This window comes from Actinosynnema sp. NPDC004786, assembly GCF_053601135.1.
Window position 1 is genome coordinate 116,839 of the sequence record NZ_JBSGBG010000017.1, and the last position, 23,753, is coordinate 140,591.

Here is a 23,753-nt window from a genome sequence, read left to right on the forward strand (position 1 = left end):
CCACCGATGTCGTCTGATTAGGGTTCTTCCACCTCGTGCCTACCAACCGTCGGATCAACTGGGACGTCCTGCGCATCCTCGCCGTGCTGTGCGTGCTCCTCCAGCACGCCACCCACGCCGGCCCGTCCGTCCACGCCGAACTCAGCCGACCGTCCTTCGTCTTCAGCCTCGAATTCGGCGCGAGCGCGCTCGTGGTGCTCTCCGCCTACTTCGCGTGCGCCTCCCTGGCCAAGGGCCAACCCCGCCGCTTCCTGCGCAACCGCCTGGCCCGCCTGATCCCGGCCTACGTGGTCGCCGCCACCTGCACCTACCTCGTCCTGCGCCACGTCGCCCCCGAGGGCTGGAGCCACCTCGAACCCCGCGACCTGCTGTTCAACGCCCTCATGCTGCAGAACTGGGTGCCGGACGTGCGCCTGGTCGACTTCTCCTACTGGACCCTCCCGGTGCAGGTCACGGGCTTCGTCGCGGGCGCGCTGCTGGTCTCCCGCGTCCGCGGCCGGGCCGTCGGGGCGCTGCCGTGGGCGCTGGTCGTCGGGCCGCTCGTGCTCCGGGCGTGGACGGAGGAACCCGGTCTCGTCCGCACCTTCTACGACGGCCTGGGCGTGCACCGCGCGCAGCTGTTCGCCATCGGCGTCGGCATCTGGCTCTGGTCACGCGGCCGGGTCGGCGACCGGCACCTGTTCGCCCTGCTCACGGCCGCGCTGCTGGCCCAGGCCGTGCACAGCGCCGACTTCGCCTCGACCGTCGGCCTGGGCGTGCTGCTGATCGGCGTGTGCGCCGCGGCCGGCGGCCGGGACTGGGACGTCGCGCCCCTGCGCCTGCTCGCCCGACCGGTCAGGTGGCTGGCCGGCATCTCGTACGGCGTGTACCTGGTGCACCAGGAGATCGGCTACGTCGTGATGGCGATGGTCGCGCCGCACTGGGGGCCGTGGGGCGAGCTGGCGGCGTTCACCGGCACCGCCGTCGTCCTCGGCTGGCTGCTGACGAAGTTCGTCGAACGCCCCGCGCACCGGGCGCTGACGGCGAGCCGGCCCGCGCTGGCGGGCCTGCTGCTCACCGCCCGCCTGCACGCCGCTCAGAGCCACTTGGGCAGCGTCGGCGCCGTCCCGTTCAGCCGCGCGCCGCTCTGGCGACCGGTCAGCCACGCCAGCACGTCGGCCGCCGCGCCGCTCACCGCGGGCGACGTCGCGCTGTCCGCCGCGGTGAGCGCCCAACTGCGCTGACGGCCGTCCGGGAGCACCGCCTCGACCCGGGCGGACGGCACGTCGGCCCGGTCGGCGTACTGGCCGACGGCGTCCTCCAGGAAGTGCTCCAGCAGCTCCGGCGGGAGATCCTCGAACCCGGTGCCGCAGTCGAGGTCGACCAGGTGGAACCACACCTCGCGCAACCGCAGCCACGGCACCCGGTGCGCCAGGAACGGCCCGGACCTCGGGTGCGCGACCTCCGCCTCCCACGCGCCGGGCGGCAGGTCGCGGGCGAACGCGGCGAACCGCTGGCACGCCGCGTCCAGGTCGGCCCGCAGCAGCTGGGGCAGCCGGGCCGCGCCCTCGGCGATGTCGGCGTCCCGGTCCGCCGCGCTCGGGTACATCTGGTGCTCGACGCCGGTCTTGGCCCACGTGAGCAGGTTCACCAGGGCGTCGGCGTTGCGGGCGAGGTGCGTCACCACGTGGGCCCGGCTCCAGCCGGGCAGCAGGCTCGGCCCGCGCAGCGCGGGCAGGTCGAGGCCCGCGACGACCTCGTACAACACCCGCGTGGCCCGGTCGACCTCGGCGAGCCCGGCGACCGCGTCCTGGACCGCGGCCGACTGCTCGCGCGGCGCGGGTACGCTCGTCTGGGCGGATCGGACCTGGGCGGCATCGGCGAAGCTCATGGGCACCTCATCCCGGCGTATGCGGCCGAACGGCCTATCACCCCAGCGTAGGGGCGTTCACTACCGACCGGTAGAGCCGTTGGCGCACGATCGTGGGAAGTGCCCGGCACGGTGTTGTCGGTGCGCGCCCCTAGCATGGGTCACGCCTCCCCCGACAGGGCCGACGCGGTGGTCCGCTACGCTTTTCGAACGCCTGTTCGGGGGATGTCCGGAGAACCGAAGGGAACCGTTGTGGCCGACCGGCTTGTGGTTCGCGGCGCGCGCGAGCACAACCTGCGAGGGGTGGACCTCGACCTGCCGAGGGACAGCCTCATCGTGTTCACCGGGCTGTCCGGCTCGGGCAAGTCCAGCCTCGCCTTCGACACGATCTTCGCCGAGGGCCAGCGCCGCTACGTGGAGTCGCTCTCGGCGTACGCGCGGCAGTTCCTCGGCCAGATGGACAAGCCGGACGTCGACTTCATCGAGGGCCTGTCGCCCGCGGTGTCGATCGACCAGAAGTCGACCAGCCGCAACCCGCGGTCGACCGTGGGCACCATCACCGAGGTCTACGACTACCTGCGGCTGCTCTACGCGCGGGCCGGCAAGGCGCACTGCCCGACGTGCGGCGAGGCGATCAGCAAGCAGACGCCCCAGCAGATCGTGGACCAGGTGCTGGCCATGGAGCCGGGCACCAAGTTCCAGGTGCTCGCGCCGGTCATCCGCGGTCGCAAGGGCGAGTACCTCGACCTGTTCTCCACCCTGCAGTCGCAGGGCTACTCCCGGGCCAAGGTCGACGGCGTGGTGCACGCCCTCGGCGAGGTGCCCAAGCTGAAGAAGCAGGAGAAGCACGACATCGCGGTCGTGATCGACCGGCTGAGCGTCAAGGCGAGCGCGAAGCAGCGGCTGACCGACTCGGTGGAGACGGCGCTGCGGCTGGCCGACGGCCTGGTCGAGCTGGAGTTCGTGGACGTCCCGGAGGGCGACCCGGGCCGGGTGCGCGGCTTCTCCGAGAACCTGGCCTGCCCGAACGGCCACCCGCTGGCGATCGAGGACCTGGAGCCGCGGTCGTTCTCGTTCAACTCGCCCTACGGCGCGTGCCCCGCGTGCACCGGCATCGGCGTGCGCAAGGAGGTCGACCCGGAGCTGGTCGTGCCGGACGACGAGCTGTCGCTGGCCGAGGGCGCGATCGCGCCGTGGGCGTCGGGGCAGACCGCCGAGTACTTCACCCGGCTGCTGGAGTCGCTGGGCCTCGCGATCGGGTTCCGGATGGACACGCCGTGGCGGCAGCTGCCCGCCAAGGCGCAGAAGGCCGTGCTGCACGGCGTGGACGAGCAGGTCAACGTCCGCTACAAGAACCGCTACGGCCGCGAGCGCTCCTACTACGCCAACTACGAGGGCGTGATCCCGTTCCTGGAGCGGCGGCAGGAGCAGACCGAGTCCGAGTACATGCGGGAGAAGTACGAGGGCTACATGCGGGAGGTGCCGTGCCCCGCGTGCCAGGGCACGCGCCTCAAGCCGGAGATCCTGGCCGTCACGCTGCACCACGCGCGCAAGGGCGACAAGTCGATCGCCGAGGTGTGCGCCATGTCGGTGGCCGAGTGCTCGGAGTTCCTCGACGGGCTCAAGCTCGGCAAGCGCGAGGCGATGATCGCGGGCGCGGTGCTCAAGGAGATCCAGGCGCGGCTGCACTTCCTGCTCGACGTGGGCCTGAACTACCTGTCGCTGGACCGCGCGTCGGGCACCCTGTCGGGTGGTGAGGCGCAGCGGATCCGGCTCGCCACGCAGATCGGCTCGGGCCTGGTCGGCGTGCTGTACGTGCTGGACGAGCCGTCGATCGGCCTGCACCAGCGCGACAACCACAAGCTGATCGAGACGCTGACCCGGCTGCGCGACCTGGGCAACACGCTGATCGTGGTCGAGCACGACGAGGACACGATCCGCACGTCGGACTGGGTGGTCGACATCGGCCCCGGCGCGGGCGAGCACGGCGGCAAGGTCGTGCACAGCGGCCCGTACCGGGAGCTGCTGAAGAACAAGGAGTCGATCACCGGCGCCTACCTGTCGGGGCGCAAGGAGATCGCCATGCCCGCCGCGCGCCGCAAGGTGGACAGGAAGCGGCAGCTCACGGTGGTCGGCGCGCGGGAGCACAACCTGCGCGGCATCGACGTGTCGTTCCCGCTGGGCTGCCTGGTGTCGGTCACCGGCGTGTCCGGCTCGGGCAAGTCCACGCTGGTCAACGACATCCTGGCGACCGTGCTGGCGAACAAGCTCAACGGCGCGCGGCAGGTGCCGGGCCGGCACACCCGGGTGCGGGGCCTGGACCAGGTGGACAAGCTGGTGCAGGTCGACCAGTCGCCGATCGGCCGCACGCCGCGGTCCAACCCGGCGACCTACACGGGCGTGTTCGACCACATCCGCAAGCTGTTCGCGGCGACCACCGAGGCGAAGGTGCGCGGCTACCAGCCGGGCCGCTTCTCGTTCAACGTCAAGGGCGGGCGCTGCGAGGCGTGCGCGGGCGACGGCACGATCAAGATCGAGATGAACTTCCTGCCGGACGTGTACGTGCCGTGCGAGGTGTGCAAGGGCGCCCGGTACAACCGCGAGACGCTGGAAGTGCACTACAAGGGCAAGACGATCTCCGAGGTCCTCGACATGCCGATCGAGGAGGCGGCGGAGTTCTTCGAGCCGATCAACGCGATCCACCGGCACCTGCGGACGCTGGTCGACGTGGGTTTGGGCTACGTGCGGCTGGGCCAGCCCGCGCCGACGCTGTCGGGCGGCGAGGCGCAGCGGGTGAAGCTGGCGGCGGAGCTGCAGAAGCGCTCGACGGGCAAGACGGTCTACATCCTGGACGAGCCGACCACCGGTCTGCACTTCGAGGACATCCGCAAGCTGCTCGGCGTGATCAACGGGCTGGTCGACAAGGGCAACACGGTGATCGTGATCGAGCACAACCTCGACGTGATCAAGACGTCGGACTGGCTGGTGGACATGGGTCCGGAGGGCGGTTCGGGCGGCGGCACGGTGGTGGCCGAGGGCACCCCGGAGCAGGTCGCGGCGGTGGAGCAGAGCTACACCGGCCAGTTCCTGCGGGAGGTGCTGCCCGCCGCGGCCGTGGCCGGCTGACCGGCGGAGGTTGGATCGGCCGCCGTCGTGGGCAACCCTGGCGGCATGCCGCTGAACGCCTACCGCTTCCGCAGTGTCTGGTCCGTGGACTGCCCGCCCGAGCGGGCGTTCGAGGTGCTCGCGGACCTGGGGAGCTACCCGAGCTGGTGGCGCGAGGTGCGCGACGCCCGGCAGGTCGCCGAGCAGGCGGCCGAGCTGCGGTGCCGGTCGGTGCTGCCCTACGAGCTGGTGTTCGAGGCGCACCACAACGCCCGGGAGCCGGAGGCGGGGCTGCTGCGGGCCGACCTGGTCGGGGACCTGGACGGCACGGTGAGCTGGCGCGTCTTCGCGCAGGGCGCCGGGTCGCGGCTGGTCTACGACCAGGAGGTGGTGGTGCGCAAGCCGCTGCTGCGCCGCCTGGCCCTGCTCGGCCGACCGCTGCTCAAGGCGAACCACGAGTTGATGATGCGCAGCGGCCAGCGGGGCTTGCGCGCGTACCTGGCGGGCTTCCGGGCGGCCTCGGACAACGGTTAGCCCGGAGTGGGCGGCGGCCGGGCCGCAGGTGGTTGGCGGCCGGTGGTCAGGTGTCGAGGTGGCGGACGAGGCGGGCCAGTTGGTCGGCGTAGTGCTCGGTGAACTCGTCGGACGCCGGGTCCTGCCCGGTGATGCGGCGCGCCACCTTCGGCAGGAACAGGGTCGCGCTCGCGGCGGCGGTCAGGGCGAGCAGCAGGCACGCCGGGTCGAGGTCGGCCGGGATCTCGCCGGCTTCCTGCCGCGCGCGTAGCGCGTCGACCCGGGCGCGCAGGAAGTCCCCGTCGCCCTCGTCCGGCGTGTCGTCGCCGGAGACGTTCTCCCACACCATCAGCCGCGCCCAGTCGCGCTGCTCGCGCGTGGACAGCACGAACCCGCGCACGACCTCGGCCAGCGGACCTTCGGCGAGCCGCCCGCCCTGCTCGTGCCAGCGTCCCGCCAACTCCCGGTAGAGCCCTTCCTTGCCGCCGAAGTAGTACGAGATCAGCTGCTTGTTCACGCCCGCCCGGTCGGCGATGGCGCTCACCCGGGCGGCCGCGTAGCCCTTCGCGCCGAACTCGGCCGTCGCCGCTTCGAGGATCCGGGCTTTGGTGCGCTCGGGGTCGCGCTTGCGTTCGGCGGGGTCGGGGGAGCGGCGGGGCACGCGGCACACGGTAGCCGATCGTCGCGTATCAGCCACAAGGTTGACTTAATCATCCAGACGGATGATAGTGGTCCGCATGAGTCTTCACGTGGCGGTCGTCGGCGGCGGTGTGGGCGGGTTGTGCCTGGCCCAGGGGTTGAGGCGGAACGGGGTGAGCGTGTCGGTGCACGAGCGGGACGCGACGCCGACCGACCGCCTGCAGGGGTATCGGCTGCACATCAACCCGGTCGGCGCACGGGCGCTGCACGAGTGCCTGCCGCCGGAGCTGTGGGAGCGGTTCGTCGCCACGACCGGGCGCGGCGGCGACGGGTTCGGGTTCGTGGACGAGCGGCTGCGCCGGCTGCTCACCGTGGACAACCCGGCCGGCGAGCCGTCGCGCGGCCACCACTCGGTCAGCCGGATCACGCTGCGGGAGGTGTTGCTGACCGGCCTGGACGACGTGGTCGAGTTCGGCCGGCGGTTCACCCGCTACGAGCACGTGGACGGTCGCGTCGCGGTCCACTTCGCCGACGGCACGAGCACCCGGTGCGACGTGCTGGTCGGCGCGGACGGCGCGAACTCGGCGGTGCGGGCCCAGTACCTGCCGCACGCCGAGCGCGTCGACACCGGCATCACCGCCGTCGCGGGCAGGCTGCCGCTGACCCCGCGCACCCGCGCCTGGCTGCCGCCGAACCTGGTCGCGCACGCCCACTCGGTGATCCCGCGCGCGGCGGCCGGGATGTTCCTCGCGCCGCACGAGCCGGCCGGCGACGGCCGCGACGGCTACCTGATGTGGGCCTACGCGGCGGACGGCCTGGTGCTGCCGCCGGGGCGTCCGCCGCGCGACGTGGTGGCCGACGCCGTCGCGGGCTGGCACCCGGACCTGCTGCGGGTGGTGCGCGAGTCGCCGCACGACTCGGTGTCGCGGTGGCCGATCCGCACGTCGGCGCCGGTCGCCCCGTGGCCCGCGACCACCGTCACGCTGCTCGGCGACGCGATCCACAGCATGACGCCGATGCGCGGGATCGGGGCGAACGTCGCGTTGCGGGACGCGATGACGTTGTGCCGCAACCTCACCGAGCGGGAGCCGGTGGACGCCGTCGCGGACTACGAGCGGCGGATGCGCGAGTACGGGTTCGCGGCGGTGGCGGCGTCGTTGCGCAGCGCGCGGCAGTTCGTGTCGGGCAACGCGCTCGGCCGGGTGGCGTTCAAGTCGGTGCTGCGGCTGTTCGAGGCCGTGCCGCCGCTCAAGCGGGCGGCGTTCCGCGACCACGGCGTCGACTGAGCGCCGCGAGCACGCCGCCGGCTACACCACCAGGCTGAGCAGCGCGGCCACGGCGAACCCGACCACGGACAGGATGGTCTCCAGCACGGTCCACGTCTGGAGCGTCTCCTTCACCGACAGGCCGAAGTAGCGCGACACGATCCAGAACCCGCCGTCGTTGACGTGCGAGGCGATGATCGAGCCGGACGCGATGGCCATGACGAGCAGCGCGAGCTGCGGCTGGGAGTAGTGCAGGTCGGCCACGACCGGCGCGACGATGCCGGTCGTGGTGACGATCGCGACGGTGGCCGAGCCCTGGGCGATCCGCAGGCCGCAGCTGATCACGTAGGACAGGGCGATCACCGGCAGGCCGAGGTCGGACAGGGACGTGGCGAGCACCTTGCCGACCCCGGTCGCGGCGAGCACCGCGCCGAAGAAGCCGCCCGCGCCGACCACGAGCAGGATCATCGCCACGGGCCGCAGGGAGGCGGCGGACAGCTCGGTCACCTGCTCGCGCGACATCCCGCGGCGGAACCCGAGGAGCCAGAACGCGAGCAGCACGGCGATGGTCAGCGCCACGGCGGGCGTGCCGAAGAACGTGAACACGCCGAGGACCGCGGAGCCCTTGGGCAGCAGGATGCTGCCGAACGTGCCCGCGAGGATCAGCACCAGCGGCACCGCGATGACGCCCAGCACGAGCGACAGCGGCGGTTCGCCCTTGGGCTGCTCGCCGCGCAGCTCCTCCGCGGCGGCCAGCATCTCGTCCGGCACGGGCACGTCCAGCCGCTTGCCGATCCACGCCGAGTACAGCACGCCGCCGACGAACCACGCCGGGATCGCCACGGCGAGCGCCATGAGGATGATCCAGCCGAGTTCGACGTGGAGCAGCCCGGCGGCCGCGACCGGCCCGGGGTGCGGGGGCATGAACGCGTGCATCACGGACAGGCCGGCGAGCAGCGGCATCGCGTACAGCACGATGGACCGGCCGCTGCGCTTCGCCGCCACGTACACCAGGGGCGCGAGCACGAAGATGCCGATGTCGAAGAACACCGGCACGCCGAAGATCAGCCCGGCCAGGCCCATGGCGAGCGGGGCGCGCTTCTCGCCGAACGCCCGCAGCAGCGACCGGGTGAGCACCTCCGCGCCGCCGGACGCCTCCAGGACCGACCCGAGCAGGGTGCCGAGGCCGATGATCGCGGCGACGTGGCCGAGGATGCCGCCGAACCCCTTCTCCACCAGGGACTCCGACGCCTTCTGCGCCGAGCCGACCAGGGTCTCGACCGGCAGGCCCGCGGCCAGCGCGACCAGCAGGCCGACGACGAGCAGCGCGATGAACGGCTCGACCTTCCACTTGATGATCATCGCGAGGAGGAGGGCGATGCTGAGCGCGGACAGCGTCAGCAGCCCTCCGGTGGTGTGCTGCAACCAGTCGATCACGGGTGGCTCCGGGGGTTTCGCAGGGCGCGGCCGGGCAGGGCGTCGGTGCGCCGGCCGTCGTCGAGCACCGGGACGCCGTTGACGAGGACGTGGGTGATGCCGGCGGCGGCCTGGCGCGGCTCCTCGAAGGTGGCGGTGTCGGCGACCGCGTCGGGGTCGAACAGCACGAGGTCGGCCGCGTGCCCCTCGCGGACGAGGCCGCGGTCGGCGAGCCGCAGCCGCCGCGCGGCCCGCCCGGTCAGGTGGGCCACGCACTCCTCCAGGGAGAGCACGCCGAGTTCGCGCACGTACCGGGCGAGGTAGCGGGGGAACGTGCCCCACGCGCGGGGGTGGGGCCGGTCGCCGACGAGCAGGCCGTCGCTGCCGCCGGTGTGCGCGGGGTGCCGCATGATCGCGCGCACGTTGTCCTCGTGGCCGACGTGCATGAGGCACGACGTGCCGAGCCGCTCGGCGACCAGGACGTCGAAGTACAGCTCGGCGGGCGGCCGTCCGGCGCGGCGCGCGGACTCGGCGACCGAGTGGCCGACGAGGTGCGCATTGGCCGGGTCGCGCACGCCGTTGACCTCGATCGCGGCCCAGTCGACCGGCACGCCGTGGCAGCCGTCGGAGCCGGTCTCCTCCAGCTCGACCCGGATCCGCTCGCGGGTGTCCGGGTCGGCGAGCCGGGCGAGCGTGGCGTCGGGGCCGCCCTCGCCCGCCCAGCTCGGCAGCAGGGCGGACAGGTAGGTCGCGCCGGGCAGGTACGGGTAGGTGTCGAGGGTGATGTCCGCGCCGTCCGCGACGGCCCGGTCGAGGAGGTCCAGCAGCTCGCCCGCGCGGCCGCGGTTGACCTCGAAGTTCATCGTGGCGTGGGCGAGGTGCAGGGGGCAGCCGGAGTCGAGGGAGACGCGCACCATCTCCGCGTACGCCTCCAGCGCGCCCGCGCCGTAGCTGCGGTGGTGCGGGCTGTAGTAGCCGCCCAGCTCGGCGACGACCCGGCACAGCTCGGTCAGCTCGGCGGTGTCGGCGTACATGCCGGGGGTGTAGGTGAGGCCGGACGACATGCCGATCGCGCCCTCGCGCAGCGACCGGGCCAGCAGCTCGCGCATCCGGTCCAGCTCGGCGTCGGTGGCGGGCCGGTCGTCGTAGCCGACGCACAGCATCCGCAGCGTGCCCTGCGGCACGAGGTAGGCGGCGTTGACCGCGATGCCGCGGTCCAGGCGGTCGAGGTAGCCGCCGACGGAGCGCCAGTCCCAGTCGAAGCCGGGCGGGTCGTCGTTCCACCCGGCGAGCTGGGCGCGCAGCACGGCCAGCACGTCGTCGTCCACGGGCGCGTACGACAGCCCGTCCTGGCCCAGCACCTCGGTGGTCACGCCCTGGCTGACCTTGGCCAGGTGGTCGGGGTTGGCCAGCAGCTGGAGGTCGGAGTGGGAGTGCATGTCGATGAAGCCGGGCGCGAGGACCCGCCCGTCGGCGTCCACCACCCGCCGCCCGTCGAGCCGGTCGCCGACGGCGGCGATCCGGCCGTCGCGCACGCCGACGTCCGCTCGGCGGGCGGGTGCGCCGGTGCCGTCGACCACCCGCGCGCCCCTGAAGACGATGTCCACGCCGTGACCTCCTAGAAGTAGGTGCTAGAAGTAGGTGCGGACCAGGTCCACCACGGTGGTGCCCTCGACCACCGGGATGAGCGGCCACTTGTCGAACACCGTGCAGGGGTGGGACAGGCCGAGCCCGACCCAGTCGCCGACCTCGACCTCGTCGCCGGAGAGCCGCACGAACGCGTGCTGGTCGTTGAGCGCGGTGACCTCGGCCCGGAAGGGCCGCTCGACGCCGTCCCGGCCGCGCACGACCTGCGGTTCGGGCAGGCCCTCGTCGAACGACGCGTCGCGCTTGCCGAGCGTGAGCAGCGCCAGGTCGGGCTGGGGGCGTGAGGTGACCTGCGCCCACGCCCGCAGCGCGCTGCGGAACGGCTGCGCGCCGGGGGTGCGGGCCAGCGGCGAGATGCCGCGGTAGAACCCGTCGTCGTGGGTGATGTACGCGCCCGACCGCAGCACCGGCCGCACCGGGAACGGCCACGGCCCGGTGAGCGCCGCCGCCACCTGGTCGAAGTACGCGCTGCCGCCCGCGGTGACGATCGGCTCGTCCACCTCGACCAGCTCCCGCAGCGCGATCGCCAACCCGCGCAACGACGTCAGGTAGCCGTCCACGACCGACCGGGCCCGCGGCGACGCGTCGTGCGCCAGCGCGCCCTCGTAACCGCCGACGCCGACCAAGCGCAGCGCGGGGCTCGCCACGGCGGCCCGGGCCACCTCCAGCGCCGTGGCGTGGTCGCGGGCCCCGGTCCGCCCGCCGCGCGCCCCCAGCTCCACCAGCACGTCCACCGGCCGGGCGACCTCGCCCAGGGCCTCGGTCATCCGCGCCACGCCCGCGACGGAGTCCACCCAACAGGTGAACTCGAACCCGGCGTCGGCGGCCAGTTCGGCGGCCAGCCACCGCAGCCCGGCCGGGTCAACGAGCTGGTTGGCCAGCAGCACCCGGCCGACGCCGAACGCCCGGTAGACGCGCAGTTGGCTGGTGTTGGCCGCGGTGATGCCCCACGCGCCGTGCGCCAACTGGCGCGCGAACAGCTGGGGGGCCATGGTCGTCTTGCCGTGCGGCGCGAGCAGCACGCCGCGGTCGGCGCACCAGCGGGCCATGGTGGCGAGGTTGTGCTCCAGCGCGGCGGCGTCGAGCACGACCAGCGGTCCGACGAACCCGTCGGCGAACAGGTCGAGCCGGCGCGCGGCCACGTCGCCGATGGTCGCGCCGAACACGTCGGCCGGCAGGCCCTTGAACCGCCAGTCGACGCGTTCGTCGCGGATGGCGGCCACAGCGTCGAGGTCCACGTTCCCCGCCCTTCGCGTTGCATATGTCGCAACGGCTATTGCGCGATGTGATGCTGGAGTGTGTAACATTCGTTCGCTCCGCCGTCAATCAGCCCACCCGTCCGCCAGCACGTCCACCGAGGAGTCCGGATGCGGTTCGACCTCCCGGCCGGCGTGGTGTGCCTGGGCGAGACCATGGCGGTGCTGGTGCCCGCCGAACCCGGCCCGGTGCGCGCGGTCCGCACCTGGACGCGGGCGGTCGGCGGCGCGGAGTCCAACGTGGCCGTGCACCTCGCCCGGCTGGGCGTGCGCAGCCGGTGGGTGGGCGCCGTGGGCGACGACGCGTTCGGCGGCGCGGTCCTCGACGCGGTGGGCGGCGCGGGCGTGGACGTCACCGGCGTGCGCGTGGACCCGCACCGGCCCACCGGCCTGTACGTCAAGGAGGCCGACGCCGCGGGCAGCCCCGTGCGGTACTACCGGCGCGGTTCGGCCGCGTCCGCGATGGGCCCGGAGGTGCTGGCCGGGCTGCGCCTGGACGACGTGGCGCTGCTGCACGTCAGCGGCATCACCGCGGCCCTGTCGGACAGCTGCCTGGAACTGCTGCGGGCGGTGCTGCGCAGGCCGCGGCCGGCGCCGGTGTCGTTCGACCTCAACTGGCGGCCCGCGCTGTGGCACGACCGCGACCCGGCCGTGCTGCGCGACCTCGCCGACGCCGCCGACATCGTGCTCGCGGGCTCCGACGAGGCGCAGGCCGTGTGGGGCACCGGCGACCCGGCCGAGCTGCGCGCCCTGCTGCCCGGCCCGACCACGCTCGTGGTCAAGCACGGCGCGCGCGGCGCGACCGTGGTCGAGAACGGCACGACCACGTTCCAGCCGGGACTGCGGGTCGAGGTGGTGGAGCCCGTCGGCGCGGGCGACGCGTTCGCCGCCGGCTACCTCGCCGCCCACCTCGCCGGCGAGCCACCCGCCCGCCGGCTGCGCGTCGGCCACCTCCAGGCCGCCGCCGCCCTGCTCACCAGGGAGGATGTCGGCGAGTCGCTGCCGCCCGCGGTGACCGTGCCACTGCTGGACGCCGACCCCGGCACGTGGGCCGCCGCACACCTGAGGAGACGTCGATGAGCCAAAGCCTGGACCGGGCGCTGACCCTGGTGGGGGAACTGGCCACCGGACCGAAGACGCTCGACGAGCTGTCGGGCGTCATCGAGGTGCACAAGTCGACCACCATGAGGCTCCTGCGCACCCTGGAGTCGCACCGGTTCGTGCAGCGCCAGGGCGTGCACCACTACCGGCTCGGCGCCGCCCTGTTCGACCTGGCCAACCGGGCGCTGGAGGAGCGCGACGTGCGGCGCAGCGCCGAGACCGCCCTGCGCGACCTCAACGCCCGCACCGGCTACACCGTGCACCTCGCGTCCTACGAGGACGGCGAGGTCATCTACATCGACAAGTACGACAGCACCCACCCGATGCGCATGTACTCCCGCATCGGCAGACGCGCGCCGCTGCACTGCACCGCCGTCGCCAAGGTGCTGCTCGCCGACCTGCCCGAACCACGCCGCCGCGAGGTCGCCCGGGCCATCGACTACGCGCCGCTCACCGCCAACACCATCACCACGCCCGACGCGTACCTGGCCGAGCTGGACCGCGTCCGCGCCGCCGGGTACGCCGTCGACAACGCCGAGCACGAGGACTTCATCCACTGCATCGCCGCGCCGATCCGCGGCGCCCGCGGCGAGGTCGTCGCGGCCGTGTCGATGTCCGTGCCCAAGGTGCTGCTCGACTTCGACGGCCTCCTCGGCCACCTGCCCGACCTGCTCGCCACCGCGCGGGCCGCCTCCGTCGAGTGCGGCTGGACGCCGCGCGACTGACGAAACCCAGAGAGGAAACGCACAACCCATGGCGAAGACCGAGATCAGGACCGACGCCGCGCCCACCCCCGTGGCCGCGTTCTCCCAGGGCGTCCGCAAGGGCCCGATCCTCCAGGTGGCGGGCCAGGTCGCGTTCGACCCGGCCACCGGCGAGGTCGTCGGCGACACCGTCGCCGAGCAGACCCGCCAGGCCCTGCGCAACGTGGTCGCGGTGCTCGAGGCGGGCGGCGCGTCCCTGGCCGACGTGGTCATGCTGCGCGTCTACCTCACCGACACCGCCCACTTCGCCGAGATGAACGCCGCCTACGGCGAGTTCGTCACCGAACAGCCCTACCCGGCGCGCACCACCGTCTACGTCGGCCTGCCGGAGAAGCTGCTGGTCGAGATCGACGCGCTCGCCGTCCTCGACTGACCAATCGAGACACGACCGGGTGACAGCGCGTACTTCTGCCGGTTGTTCTGCGTGGTGCCGGGCTTGCGCGCGCGATTGACTGGGACCACCCCCAAGGAGCACGTCTGGAAGGACCCGGCGATGGCTAGGAACGCATCACCGATCGGCTGACCGCGCCGCACCCGCCGCCCGCGGCCGGGGGCGACGCGCCGCCGCGCCGGACGGCACGCGAGGTCTACCGCCGAGACCTCGCGTCCTCGGCCCGGTCGCGGGACACCCCAGCCGCGACCGGGTCGCCCAGGTCGTCGTGGACGTCGGCCAACGCGCCCAGCACCGCCGCCAACCGGTGGTGCCGGTGCTCGTCGGCCAACGCCGCGGCCCGCACCAGCTCGGCACGCGCCCCCATCGCGTCGCCGAGCCGGTGCAGGGCCACCCCCCGCAGGTACAGCGCGTCGCACAGGCTCGACGGCGCGGTCGTCGCCCGCAGCAGCTCCAACGCCTCGTCCGCCGCCGCCAACGCCTCCGCCCACCGCGCCGACCGGCCCAGGCTGTCCGCCGTGCGCACCAGCAACGTCGCCGACATCTCCGTCACCATCACCGGCGCCAGCTCCAACCGGCCCGACCGCACGTTCGCCAGCAGCTCCCGGTTCACCCGCACCGCGTCCTCGTGCCGCGCCAACCCGTCCAGCACCAGCGCCAGGCACGACAACGAGATCTGCTCGCCCAACGGGTACCCGGCCCGGCGGAACAGCTCCTGCGCCCGCCGCGCGCTGACCTGCGCCTCCTCCAACCGCCCGGTCCGCAGCTCCGACACCGACCGGTAGTGCACCGCCCAGCCCTGCTCCCGCACGTCCCCCGCGGCCACCGACGCGCGCCACGCCTCGTCGTGCAACGCCAACGCCTCCGGGTAGCGGCGCAACAGCACCGCCAACGTCCAGGTCAGGAAGTTCAGCTGCACGGCCTCGTCCCGCACGCTGCCCAACGCCCGCGCCGCCCCCACCCCGGCGGTGAACACCTCCACCCACGTCTCCGGCCGACCGCGCTGGTCGGAGTACCAGTGCATGGCCGTGGCCAGCCGCAGCACCTCCGCGTGCCACCCGTTCGCCACCGCCCACCGCAACGCGCCCAACCAGTTCCCGGCCTCCGCGGTCAGCCACGCGTCGGCCTCCTCCTGGCCGCCCAACGACCCCGCCGGCCCCGTCCGCGCGTCCGGCCCGAAGAACCCGGCCGCCGTCACCGCCGTGCCCAGCAGCCACTCCACCATCCGCCGCCGGGCCCGCTCCACCACCGGCGCGGGCTCCTCGTCCGCCAGCCGCTCACCCGCGAACACCCGGATCAGGTCGTGGAACACGTACCGGCCGGGCACCTCCGCGGTGTCCAGCAGGCTCATGTCCACCAGCTCCTCCAACGTGTCCTCGGCCGAGAACCGGTCCACGTCCGCCACCACCGCGGCCAGCTCCGGCCCGAAGTCCGCGCCCGGCGCCAGCGACAACCGCCGGAACAGCACCGCCGCCTTCCCCCCGAGCTGCCGGTACGACATCTCGAACGCGGTCCGCACCTGGAGGTCGCCCGCCGTCAACGCGGACAACCGCCGCCGTTCGTCCACCAGCTGCCCCGCCAGGTGCCCGATCGTCCACTTCGGACGGCTCGCCAGCCGGTTCCCCGCGATCCGCAGCGCCAGCGGCAGGTGCCCGCACAGCTTCGCCACCCGCGCCGTCGCCACCGGCTCCGCGCCCACCCTCGCCCGCCCCGCGATCGCGCCCAGCAGCTCGACCGACTCGCCCGGGTCCAGCACGTCCAACGCCAGCCGCGTGCCCGCCTCCAACCCGCCCAGCACCAACCGCGACGTCACCAGCACCATCGACCCCGACCCCGTCGCCAGCAACGGCCGCACCTGCGCCTCGTCCGACGCGTTGTCCAGCACCAGCAACGTCGACCGCTCCCGCAGCCGCGCCCGGTACAGGTCCGACCGCTCCGCCTCGCCCGCCGGGATCCGCTTCTCGTCCACCCCCAGCGCCGACAACATCCGGTGCACCACCTCCGACGGGTGCACCGGCCGCGCGTCCATCCCCCGAAGGTTGAAGAAAAAGCACCCGTCCGGGAAACGGGACGCCAACCGGTACGCCGCCCGCACCGCCAACGCCGTCTTCCCCGCCCCCGGCGGACCGTGCACCACGACCAGCGACGTGGTCCGCGTCGCCTCCGCCACCGCCGCCAACGCGGCCAACTCGCCGTCCCGGCCGGTCAGGTCCGCCACGTCCGGCGGCAACGCCGACGGCTCCGCCACCACCGGCGCCCGCCGCGCCCGACCCTGCTTCGCCGCGGCCAACAACTCCGCGAACTCGTGCTCCGCCAACGAGAGCACCCCGGCCAACGCCTCCACCGTCCGCCGCTGGGGCCCCTTCGCGCGACCGCGCTCCATGTCGCTGATCGCCCGCACGCTGACCCCGGAACCCTCCGCCAACTCCTCCTGCGTCAACCGGACCCGCAACCGGTGCGCACGGAGCAGCTCACCGAACGTCATCCCCACACCACGACAGTAGTAGCCCACCCGGGGAACACCGCCCGCGGTCGCGGCGACGACCATCACGTCTGGTTCCCGTAACGCGGCACTGGTAAGACCACCACCCATGAAGTGGTACGCGGACCCCTCGCCCCGACTCGTCCTGCAGGTCGTCGCCGACCTGGTCGCGGTCGCCTGGACGTGGCTCTGGATCACGGTCGCCACGACCGCCGGCGACGCGGTCCGCACCCTGCGCGCACCCGGCGACGGACTGGCCGGGGCCGGGCACGACCTGACCGACACGTTCACCGACGCCGCCGACAAGGCCCGCGGCGTGCCGCTCGTCGGCGGCCGGCTCGCCGAGGCCCTGGAACGCGGCCGATCCGCCGGCGGCACGCTCACCGACGCGGGCGACGCCGTCACCCACGCGGTCGAGACCACCGCCCTCTGGCTCACCGTCGCGCTCATCGCCGTGCCGCTGCTGTTCCTGCTGATCACGTGGCTGCCGCTGCGGCTGCGGTACGCCCGGCGGGCGGGCCTCGTCCGGCGGCTGCGCGACCAGGGCCGCCACGACCTGCTCGCCCTGCACGCGCTCAACACCCTGTCGCTGCACGACCTCGCGACGTTCCCCGGCGACCCGGTGGAGGGCTGGCGGCGCCAGGACCCGGAGATCATCGCCGCGCTCGCCGCCCGGCGGCTGCGGTCGGCCGGCATCCGCCCCTGACCACGGCTCACCGGCCGCGACCGGGCTCGTCGGCTGCCACCGGGCTCGCCGCCCGCCGGCGGCCGGCATCCGCCCCCGACCGCGGCTCACCGGCCGTGACGCCGGGGTCCTCCGTGCCCGACCCCGACGTCACGACCGGCCGGCGTCAGGCCAGGCGGTGCCAGAAGACCTGGCCCGTCGGGCCGTACAGCACCAGGTTCGAGTCGTTCTGCACGATCAGCCGGTCGGCCGCCGTGCCGTGCGTGCTCGTGTGCCACAGCGGCTGGCCCGCCGCCGTGTAGATCACCAGGTTGCCGTCGTGCTGGAGCACCACGTAAGCCGCGGCCGTGCCGTGGGTGCTCGTGTGCCACAACGGCTGACCCGCCGCCGTGTACAGCACCAGGTTCCCGTCACCCTGCATCACCAGCGTGAACCGGCCGTCCTGCGACGTCCGGCTCTCCCCGGCCCGCAGGCTCTCGCCCCGCACCAGCGTGTCCCCGCCCGGCTGCGGCGGCGGGGCCGACCCCGTGAACAGCAGCGCGTTCGGCGACCCGGCGCCCGGGTTGGCCACCTTGTTCGGCGTGGCCGCCCCGACCAGCGCGTCCCGCACCTGCTGCGGCGACGCGCCCGGCGCGCCCGCCAGCACCAGCGCCGCCGCGCCCGCCACGTGCGGCGCCGCCATCGACGTGCCGCTGATCGAGTTCGTCGCCGTGTCCGACGTGTGCCACGCCGACGTGATCCCCACGCCCGGCGCGAACAGGTCCGTGCACGTGCCCCAGTTCGAGAACGACGCCCGGCCGTCCGCGCTGTCCGACGCGTTGACCGTGACGGCCTCCGCCACCCGCGCCGGCGAGAACGAGCACGCGTCGGCGTTCGAGTTGCCGGACGCGATCGCGTACGTGACGCCCGACGCGATCGACCGGCGCACCGCCGCGTCCAGGGTGTCGTTCGCGCCGCCGCCCAGGCTCATGTTCGCCACGGCCGGCTTCTGCGCGTTCGCCGTCACCCAGTCCACGCCTGCCACGACGCCCGCGATCGTGCCCGAACCCGAGCACGACAGCACCTTCACGCCGTGCAGCCGCACCGCCTTCGCCACACCGTGCGCCGCACCGCCGACCGTGCCCGCCACGTGCGTGCCGTGACCGTTGCAGTCCGTGTTGTTCCCGTCACCGGTGGTGTTGGCGTCGAACGACGCCCGCCCGCCGAAATCGGCGTGGGTCGTCCGGATGCCGGTGTCGATGATGTAGGCGTGCACGTTGCCCGCCGTGCTCGCGTACCCGTAGTTCCGGTTCAGCGGCAGGTCCCGCTGGTCGACGCGGTCCAACCCCCACGACGGCGGGTTCGGCTGGTCCGCCAGCACCTGGACCCGCTGGTCCTGGGCCACGTACGCGACCGCCGGGTCCGCCGCCAACCGCTTCGCGGCCCGCTCGCTCATCGCCGCCGCGAACCCGTTCAACGCCGCCCGGTACCGGTGCGTCACCCGGACGCCGGCCCGCTCGGCCACCGCCTCCGCGGCGACACCGTCCTCCAACACCACGATGTAACTGCCCGCCACCGCCGCCGGCGCACCGGCGTCGCGGATCTGCGCCTCCGCGGCCTGCGCCGGCGTCACGGCCACCGCCGCCGCCAACACCGCCGCCGCGCCGACACCCACCGCCCGGACCCGACGGATCCAGGGCGCGCGTAACTCTCCCATGTGGGCTACTCCCTCGTGCAGGGGTCGAGGATCTCGGTCGAGTTCGCGCGAACACCTCGACCCTGGCACCCCCACCACCCACACCCAACCCCCGACGTGCCGAACCTTCGGCGCCCCCACCTCAACCCTTCGGCCCACCCCCAACCGCGTGTCCTACCTCCAGAACGCGTGTGTCCTACGTTCGGAACGCGTGTGTCCTACGTTCGGGACCCCTGAATTCAACGCTCAGGACACGTGACCGCGACCCCCGCGAGGGCCGCGGCCACGCCCCACCCGCTACTCGCGGTCCGCGATGACCTGGTAGGCCACGCCGCCGTGGTCCTCGCCCTCCACGAACTGGACGAGGTTCACCAGGTACTCGCCCGGCGCCTCCGCGGTGAACGTCAACTCCGTCGTGAACCGCTCACCCGGCTTCAACGGCACCCCGAACAGCCCCGACCGCTTCGAGTCGAACTGGAACGCCGTCTCGCCGACCTGCTTCACGCCCTCGGCCTTCCCGCCGCCCGCGCGCCAGCGCTCCAGCAGCTCCCGACCCAGGTCGATCACCACCGTGCCCGCGACCGGCTTCTCACCGGTCAGCACCAGGTCGGTCCGGATCTCGCGCTCCGTCCCGTTGCCCACCGTGAACCACGACTTCACCGGCTCGAAGACCCGCCCACGCACGGTCTGCAGGTTCTTCCACGCGATGTTGTTGTTGTTCTTCGTGTTCAGGGCCGTGTTCGACCCCTCCGCGAACGTCATCGGGTCCGTCGCCGACACCCACCGCGCCAACAGGCAGAAGTGCCCCGGACCGGGGATGTTCGACCACGCGATCTTCGCCACGGCCCCGCCCACCGGCACCGTCAACGACTGCTGACCGATGAACACCCAGTCGCCGTTGGTCGCGTTGTTCCACGTCGTCCCGCCACCGGCAGGCGTCCGGTACACCTTCAACGTGCCGTTCGCCGTCGCCGTGTTGTTGCTCAGCCGCACGTGCACGTAGTTCGTCGCGCCGACCACCGGCTGGAACCCCGGCGCGCAGTCCGCCAGGGTCGGGCAGACCTTGATGTCCGGGCTGTTCCACACCGTGCCGTTCGGGTTGGGCTCCGCGCCCGTGTCGGTCACCTGGTCGCGCATGAACACGTCGGTCTGCCGGCAGTCCGACAGCAGCTTGCGGATCGCGTCCGCCGTGCCCGCGCCCGTGGACGACGCCTGCGTGAACACACCACCGGTCGTCGTGGCGTAGTTCTGCATGATCGGCGTGATCACCGACGTGTACGCCGACGACGTCGGCACGTACACCGGGCTGATCTTGATACCGCGGGCCAGCGCGTCGTTGGCCCACTGCGCGGCGTTGGCGACGTCCACCGCCCCGTGCGCGTCGTCGAACCCGCCCGGCCGCGCGTCCGTCACCAGCACGACGAACTTCATCGCGTTCGACCGCCACGTGCCCGCGAAGTCGACGTTCTGCGGCCGCCCGGCCGCCGCCCGGTTGTTGACGACCGTGTTCAACGCCTCGTCGGACGCCTCGGGCTCGCCACCGCCACCACCGGCGGCCAGCGTGTTCGTGATGTAGTTCGTCACCGGCCCGGCGTTGCCCGGGGCCAGGTCGCTGTGGACGGTGACGTTGTCCTTGAACGTCACCAACCCGAGCTGGTAGTCGCCACCGGACGCGGTGACCACGTCGTTGACGATCGCGTTGACACCGGTCTTCAGGTTCCCGATGGCCCCGCCCATGCTGCCGGTGTCGTCCAGGACGAACACGACGTCGAGGGGGCCGCACTTGGACGCGACGGGGGCGGGGGCGGCCACCGCCGACGGGGTCAGCTGGACGGCGGAGGCGGCCAACGCGGCGACGGCCAACATCGCGCCGCGTCTGCGTGAGTGACGCATGTGATCTCTTTCCGCTCGCACTGCCGGGCCAGGGGGAGCGGCCCGGGCGCCCCGACGACGGTGTGGGGGCACATCAGGCGGATGATCGGCAGATCCGCCCAGTACGGTCCGGAAAGAGCAACTTCCGGGCCGGATCATGTCCGGCAAACGGAAGCGGCAGGCGCCGGGAGGGGGAGGACGGCGGTCAGTACACCGGCCCGGTGTACTTCTCGCCAGGCCCCTGACCAGGCTCGTCCGGGTACGCCGACGCCTCGCGGAACGCGCGTTGCACGGACTGCAACCCCTCGCGCAGCGGCCCCGCGTGCGGCCCCAGGTACTCGGCCGACGCGGTCACCAGGCCCGCCAGCGCGGTGATCAGGCGGCGCGCCTCGTCCAGGTCCCGGCGCGGGCTGTGCTCGGGGTCGGCGTCGGCCAGGCCGAGGCGCTCGGCGGCGGAGGAGAGCAGCATGATCGCCGCCTTGCTGATCACCTCGACGCTGGGAACATCGGACAGGTCGCGGACGTTGTTCGAAGGCAGGTCGGTCACGGGAGCCATTCTCGCAACCACACCGGACCGGTCGCCGATTCGGGGGTTGACAAGGCCATCTGCTACTATTCTCCGCGCGACCAGTCCCCACACCAGTGGGGACGGCAAGTGGAGCCCCGCTCCCACCCGAGTCTGCCGCTTCGAGCAGGTGGCCGGGTCCGGTCCCTCGAGGGGTGGACTGCGCCCTTCGTTGTGCGATCGGTCGGAAGCGGGCCTCACACCGGGCAGGTGTGGGGCCTCTTGTCTTTGGCGCACAACGAGTCACAAAGGACGTGAATGACAAGTCCCTCGAACCGAGGTGCTCCCGCGAGCACCGAGCCGCGCATCAACGACCGCATCCGCGTGCCCGAGGTTCGTCTGGTCGGGCCGAACGGCGAGCAGGTCGGGATCGTTCGCATCGAGGACGCGCTCCGACTCGCCCAGGAAGCGGATCTCGACCTCGTCGAGGTCGCCGCGCAGGCTCGGCCGCCGGTCTGCAAGCTCATGGACTACGGCAAGTTCAAGTACGAGAGCGCGCAGAAGGCCCGTGAATCCCGCCGCAACCAGCAGCTCACGGTCATCAAGGAGCAGAAGCTCCGGCCGAAGATCGACCCGCACGACTACCTGACGAAGAAGGGCCACGTCGCCCGCTTCCTGTCGCACGGGAACAAGGTCAAGGTGACCATCATGTTCCGGGGCCGTGAGCAGTCCCGGCCGGAGCTCGGTTACCGCCTGCTGCAGAGGCTCGCGGAAGACGTCGCGGAGCTGGGGTTCGTCGAGTCCAACCCGAAGCAGGACGGCCGCAACATGATCATGGTGCTGGCCCCGCACAAGACCACGAAGACCCGCCCGGTCAAGCACGACAGCGCCGACGAGGCGCCGGCGGAGTCTGTCGAGGAGTGATCTCCCGGCCCCCGGGCCGGGAGCAAGCATGGCCGCCCCCATCCCCGGTGGCTGCACGAGACTGAGGACGGAAATGCCCAAGAACAAGAGCCACAGCGGGACCTCCAAGCGCGTGAAGGTCACCGGCAGCGGCAAGCTCATCCGCGAGAAGACCGGCAAGCGCCACAAGCTGGAGAAGAAGCCCAGCACGCTGACGCGCCGCCTCTCCGGCACGACCGACGTCTCCAAGCACGACGTGCCGCGGATCAAGAAGCTGCTCGGCCTCTGAGGCCCTGAGACCTCCACCCCCTTGAACACCGGGACCGGCCCCCACCGGCCCCACGAGATCGACAGGATGGACCCGTGGCACGCGTCAAAAGGGCAGTGAACGCCCAGAAGAAGCGCCGTACCACCCTTGAGCTCGCCAGCGGCTACCGCGGCCAGCGTTCGAGGCTGTACCGCAAGGCCAAGGAGCAGGTGCTCCACTCGCTCAACTACGCCTACCGGGACCGCCGCGCCCGCAAGGGTGACTTCCGGAAGCTGTGGATCCAGCGCATCAACGCCGGTGTCCGCGCCAACGGCATGACGTACAACCGCTTCATCCAGGGCCTGCGGCTCGCCGGCATCGAGGTGGACCGCAAGATCCTCGCCGAGCTGGCCGTCAGCGACCCCGGCGCGTTCACCGCGCTGGTCGAGGCCGCCCGCGCGGCGCTGCCCAGCGACGTCAACGCGCCCGTCGAGGACAAGGCCTGAGCCCGCACGACCGCGCACCACGACCCGGGGATGCTCCGTTCACCGAACGGACACCCCGGGTCGTTGCCGCTAAGCGCCTGACCAGGCGCTCCGGCCGCGACCGCGCCTCGCGGTTCCTCGCCGAAGGCGCCCAAGCCGTGCGCGAAGCCCTCACCTGGTCCGCCGCCGGCCGCGGCCAGGTGCACGAACTGTTCCTCACCCCCACCGCCGCCGACCGCAACGAGCCGCTCGTGCGCGCCGCCGTCGACGCGGGCGTGCCGGTCAGCCCCGTGACCGACAAAGCCGCCGCCGCGCTGTCCGAGACCGTCACGCCGCAGGGCATCGTCGCCGTGTGCTCGCTCGTGGACGTGCCGCTGGCCACGGCGCTCACCCCCGACGTGCGGCTGGTGGCCGTGCTGCACGGCGTGGCCGACCCCGGCAACGCCGGCACCGTGGTGCGCGTGGCCGACGCGGCGGGTGCGGACGCGGTGATCTTCGCGGGCGACGCGGTCGACCCGCACAACGGCAAGTGCGTGCGCGCGTCCACGGGCAGCGTGTTCCACCTGCCGATCGCGCGCGTGCGTGACGCGGACGAGGCGTTCGCGGCGTGCCGGGCGGCGGGGCTGCGGCTGGTCGCGGCGGACGGGTACGCGCCCGACGACCTGGTGACGGCCGACCTGCGCGGCGAGCTGGCGGGGCCGACGGGGTGGGTGTTCGGCAGCGAGGCGCACGGGCTGCCGGATGACGTGGTGGCCGGGCTGGACGCCGCGCTCAAGGTGCCGATCTACGGTGCGGCGGAGAGCCTCAACCTCGCTACCGCCGCGGCGGTGTGCCTGTATGCCTCGGCTCGGGCGCAGCGGGTGTGAGGGCTCGGGCGTGTGAGGGCTCCGGTGCGGCGGGTGTGAGGGCTGTGCGGGTGAGGGCCGTGCGGCTCGGGTGCGGGTGTGTGGGCT

At 73.0% G+C, this 23,753-nt stretch carries 20 protein-coding genes and 1 pseudogene; 12 read left to right on the forward strand and 9 right to left on the reverse strand.

Translation table 11 applies throughout. The features are described 5' to 3' along the window. Positions 1–35: 35 nt before the first annotated feature. A pseudogene (locus tag ACWEFJ_RS17780) lies at positions 36–974 on the forward strand (acyltransferase family protein); the annotation flags it as partial. A 101-nt stretch (positions 975–1,075) separates the two neighbouring features. On the opposite strand, the gene ACWEFJ_RS17785 reads toward ACWEFJ_RS17780, so the two are convergent. Next, a complete protein-coding gene (locus ACWEFJ_RS17785) occupies positions 1,076–1,870 on the reverse strand; it encodes a maleylpyruvate isomerase family mycothiol-dependent enzyme (protein ID WP_378087857.1) in 795 nt (264 codons plus the stop codon). A 231-nt stretch (positions 1,871–2,101) separates the two neighbouring features. Between ACWEFJ_RS17785 and uvrA the strand changes: the two genes are divergently transcribed. Together uvrA and ACWEFJ_RS17795 are read left to right on the forward strand one after the other, a co-directional pair. Beyond that, positions 2,102–4,975: an excinuclease ABC subunit UvrA gene (uvrA, locus tag ACWEFJ_RS17790; protein ID WP_378087859.1), complete on the forward strand. Its 2,874-nt coding sequence runs from the start codon at positions 2,102–2,104 to the stop codon at positions 4,973–4,975. Positions 4,976–5,020: 45 nt separating this feature from the next. Next, on the forward strand, positions 5,021–5,488 hold the full coding sequence (locus ACWEFJ_RS17795) for an SRPBCC family protein (RefSeq protein WP_378087861.1): 468 nt from the start codon (positions 5,021–5,023) through the stop codon (positions 5,486–5,488). Between the two features lie 46 nt (positions 5,489–5,534). Here the strand turns inward: ACWEFJ_RS17795 and ACWEFJ_RS17800 are convergent, their stop codons facing one another. Further along, positions 5,535–6,128: a TetR/AcrR family transcriptional regulator gene (locus tag ACWEFJ_RS17800; protein WP_378087863.1), complete on the reverse strand. Its 594-nt coding sequence runs from the start codon at positions 6,126–6,128 to the stop codon at positions 5,535–5,537. A 76-nt stretch (positions 6,129–6,204) separates the two neighbouring features. On the opposite strand from ACWEFJ_RS17800, the gene ACWEFJ_RS17805 reads away from it, so the two are divergent. Then, positions 6,205–7,392, forward strand: a complete 1,188-nt coding sequence (locus ACWEFJ_RS17805; RefSeq protein ID WP_449714386.1) for an FAD-dependent oxidoreductase — start codon at positions 6,205–6,207, stop codon at positions 7,390–7,392. 21 nt (positions 7,393–7,413) lie between these two features. Here the strand turns inward: ACWEFJ_RS17805 and ACWEFJ_RS17810 are convergent, their stop codons facing one another. From ACWEFJ_RS17810 to ACWEFJ_RS17820, 3 genes are read right to left on the reverse strand one after another with little or no spacing between them, the layout of a single operon-like run. After that, positions 7,414–8,808, reverse strand: coding sequence for a GntP family permease (locus tag ACWEFJ_RS17810; protein WP_449714387.1), 1,395 nt, complete (start codon positions 8,806–8,808; stop codon positions 7,414–7,416). Continuing rightward, on the reverse strand, positions 8,805–10,394 hold the full coding sequence (locus tag ACWEFJ_RS17815) for an N-acyl-D-amino-acid deacylase family protein (protein WP_449714388.1): 1,590 nt from the start codon (positions 10,392–10,394) through the stop codon (positions 8,805–8,807). The genes ACWEFJ_RS17810 and ACWEFJ_RS17815 overlap by 4 nt, the downstream gene beginning before the upstream one ends. Before the next feature lie 24 nt (positions 10,395–10,418). Then, the gene (locus tag ACWEFJ_RS17820) at positions 10,419–11,672 is read right to left on the reverse strand and encodes an amino acid deaminase (protein WP_449714389.1); all 1,254 of its coding nucleotides are present in this window, start codon (positions 11,670–11,672) and stop codon (positions 10,419–10,421) included. A gap of 129 nt (positions 11,673–11,801) precedes the next feature. On the opposite strand from ACWEFJ_RS17820, the gene ACWEFJ_RS17825 reads away from it, so the two are divergent. Genes ACWEFJ_RS17825 through ACWEFJ_RS17835 form a run of 3 tightly spaced genes read left to right on the forward strand, consistent with a single transcriptional unit; the run spans position 11,802 to position 13,928 of the window. Beyond that, a complete protein-coding gene (locus tag ACWEFJ_RS17825; RefSeq protein WP_449714390.1) occupies positions 11,802–12,770 on the forward strand; it encodes a sugar kinase in 969 nt (322 codons plus the stop codon). Next, positions 12,767–13,516, forward strand: a complete 750-nt coding sequence (locus tag ACWEFJ_RS17830) for an IclR family transcriptional regulator (RefSeq protein WP_378087875.1) — start codon at positions 12,767–12,769, stop codon at positions 13,514–13,516. Before ACWEFJ_RS17825 ends, ACWEFJ_RS17830 begins: the two co-directional genes overlap by 4 nt. A gap of 28 nt (positions 13,517–13,544) precedes the next feature. Continuing rightward, positions 13,545–13,928 (forward strand): RidA family protein, encoded by a 384-nt coding sequence (locus tag ACWEFJ_RS17835; RefSeq protein WP_378087877.1) that lies wholly within the window; start codon positions 13,545–13,547, stop codon positions 13,926–13,928. A 214-nt stretch (positions 13,929–14,142) separates the two neighbouring features. On the opposite strand, the gene ACWEFJ_RS17840 is transcribed toward ACWEFJ_RS17835, so the two are convergent. Next, entirely contained in the window at positions 14,143–16,431 is a 2,289-nt protein-coding gene (locus ACWEFJ_RS17840; RefSeq protein WP_378087879.1) for an ATP-binding protein, read from the reverse strand. Between the two features lie 106 nt (positions 16,432–16,537). On the opposite strand from ACWEFJ_RS17840, the gene ACWEFJ_RS17845 reads away from it, so the two are divergent. Continuing rightward, entirely contained in the window at positions 16,538–17,134 is a 597-nt protein-coding gene (locus ACWEFJ_RS17845; RefSeq protein WP_449714391.1) for a hypothetical protein, read from the forward strand. A gap of 145 nt (positions 17,135–17,279) precedes the next feature. On the opposite strand, the gene ACWEFJ_RS17850 is transcribed toward ACWEFJ_RS17845, so the two are convergent. The 3 genes from ACWEFJ_RS17850 to ACWEFJ_RS17860 form a co-directional block, all read right to left on the reverse strand. Beyond that, positions 17,280–18,809: a S8 family serine peptidase gene (locus tag ACWEFJ_RS17850; RefSeq protein ID WP_449714392.1), complete on the reverse strand. Its 1,530-nt coding sequence runs from the start codon at positions 18,807–18,809 to the stop codon at positions 17,280–17,282. A gap of 276 nt (positions 18,810–19,085) precedes the next feature. Beyond that, positions 19,086–20,681 carry a vWA domain-containing protein gene (locus tag ACWEFJ_RS17855; protein ID WP_449714393.1) on the reverse strand — a complete coding sequence of 532 codons (1,596 nt, stop codon included), beginning with the start codon at positions 20,679–20,681 and terminating at the stop codon, positions 19,086–19,088. Positions 20,682–20,865: 184 nt separating this feature from the next. Next, positions 20,866–21,216: a DUF1844 domain-containing protein gene (locus ACWEFJ_RS17860; RefSeq protein WP_378087887.1), complete on the reverse strand. Its 351-nt coding sequence runs from the start codon at positions 21,214–21,216 to the stop codon at positions 20,866–20,868. 267 nt (positions 21,217–21,483) lie between these two features. On the opposite strand from ACWEFJ_RS17860, the gene infC reads away from it, so the two are divergent. The 4 genes from infC (at position 21,484) to ACWEFJ_RS17880 (ending at position 23,666) form a co-directional block, all read left to right on the forward strand. Then, positions 21,484–22,089 (forward strand): translation initiation factor IF-3, encoded by a 606-nt coding sequence (gene infC, locus ACWEFJ_RS17865; protein ID WP_378087889.1) that lies wholly within the window; start codon positions 21,484–21,486, stop codon positions 22,087–22,089. Positions 22,090–22,162: 73 nt separating this feature from the next. Further along, positions 22,163–22,357, forward strand: a complete 195-nt coding sequence (gene rpmI, locus ACWEFJ_RS17870; protein ID WP_378087891.1) for a 50S ribosomal protein L35 — start codon at positions 22,163–22,165, stop codon at positions 22,355–22,357. Positions 22,358–22,431: 74 nt separating this feature from the next. Further along, positions 22,432–22,821 (forward strand): 50S ribosomal protein L20, encoded by a 390-nt coding sequence (gene rplT, locus ACWEFJ_RS17875; protein ID WP_073892005.1) that lies wholly within the window; start codon positions 22,432–22,434, stop codon positions 22,819–22,821. Then, positions 22,818–23,666, forward strand: coding sequence for a TrmH family RNA methyltransferase (locus ACWEFJ_RS17880; RefSeq protein ID WP_449714403.1), 849 nt, complete (start codon positions 22,818–22,820; stop codon positions 23,664–23,666). The genes rplT and ACWEFJ_RS17880 overlap by 4 nt, the downstream gene beginning before the upstream one ends. Positions 23,667–23,753: the final 87 nt, after the last annotated feature.

Coding starts and splice junctions, on each gene's coding strand:
- ACWEFJ_RS17835 (WP_378087877.1), top strand. CDS start 13,545: ATGGCGAAGACCGAGATCAGGACCGACGCCGCGCCCACCCCCGTGGCC.
- ACWEFJ_RS17850 (WP_449714392.1), bottom strand. CDS start 18,809: ATGGGAGAGTTACGCGCGCCCTGGATCCGTCGGGTCCGGGCGGTGGGT.
- ACWEFJ_RS17785 (WP_378087857.1), bottom strand. CDS start 1,870: ATGAGCTTCGCCGATGCCGCCCAGGTCCGATCCGCCCAGACGAGCGTA.
- ACWEFJ_RS17840 (WP_378087879.1), bottom strand. CDS start 16,431: ATGACGTTCGGTGAGCTGCTCCGTGCGCACCGGTTGCGGGTCCGGTTG.
- ACWEFJ_RS17860 (WP_378087887.1), bottom strand. CDS start 21,216: ATGGCTCCCGTGACCGACCTGCCTTCGAACAACGTCCGCGACCTGTCC.
- ACWEFJ_RS17845 (WP_449714391.1), top strand. CDS start 16,538: ATGAAGTGGTACGCGGACCCCTCGCCCCGACTCGTCCTGCAGGTCGTC.
- ACWEFJ_RS17795 (WP_378087861.1), top strand. CDS start 5,021: ATGCCGCTGAACGCCTACCGCTTCCGCAGTGTCTGGTCCGTGGACTGC.
- ACWEFJ_RS17855 (WP_449714393.1), bottom strand. CDS start 20,681: ATGCGTCACTCACGCAGACGCGGCGCGATGTTGGCCGTCGCCGCGTTG.
- ACWEFJ_RS17825 (WP_449714390.1), top strand. CDS start 11,802: ATGCGGTTCGACCTCCCGGCCGGCGTGGTGTGCCTGGGCGAGACCATG.
- ACWEFJ_RS17805 (WP_449714386.1), top strand. CDS start 6,205: ATGAGTCTTCACGTGGCGGTCGTCGGCGGCGGTGTGGGCGGGTTGTGC.
- infC (WP_378087889.1), top strand. CDS start 21,484: ATGACAAGTCCCTCGAACCGAGGTGCTCCCGCGAGCACCGAGCCGCGC.
- rpmI (WP_378087891.1), top strand. CDS start 22,163: ATGCCCAAGAACAAGAGCCACAGCGGGACCTCCAAGCGCGTGAAGGTC.
- ACWEFJ_RS17830 (WP_378087875.1), top strand. CDS start 12,767: ATGAGCCAAAGCCTGGACCGGGCGCTGACCCTGGTGGGGGAACTGGCC.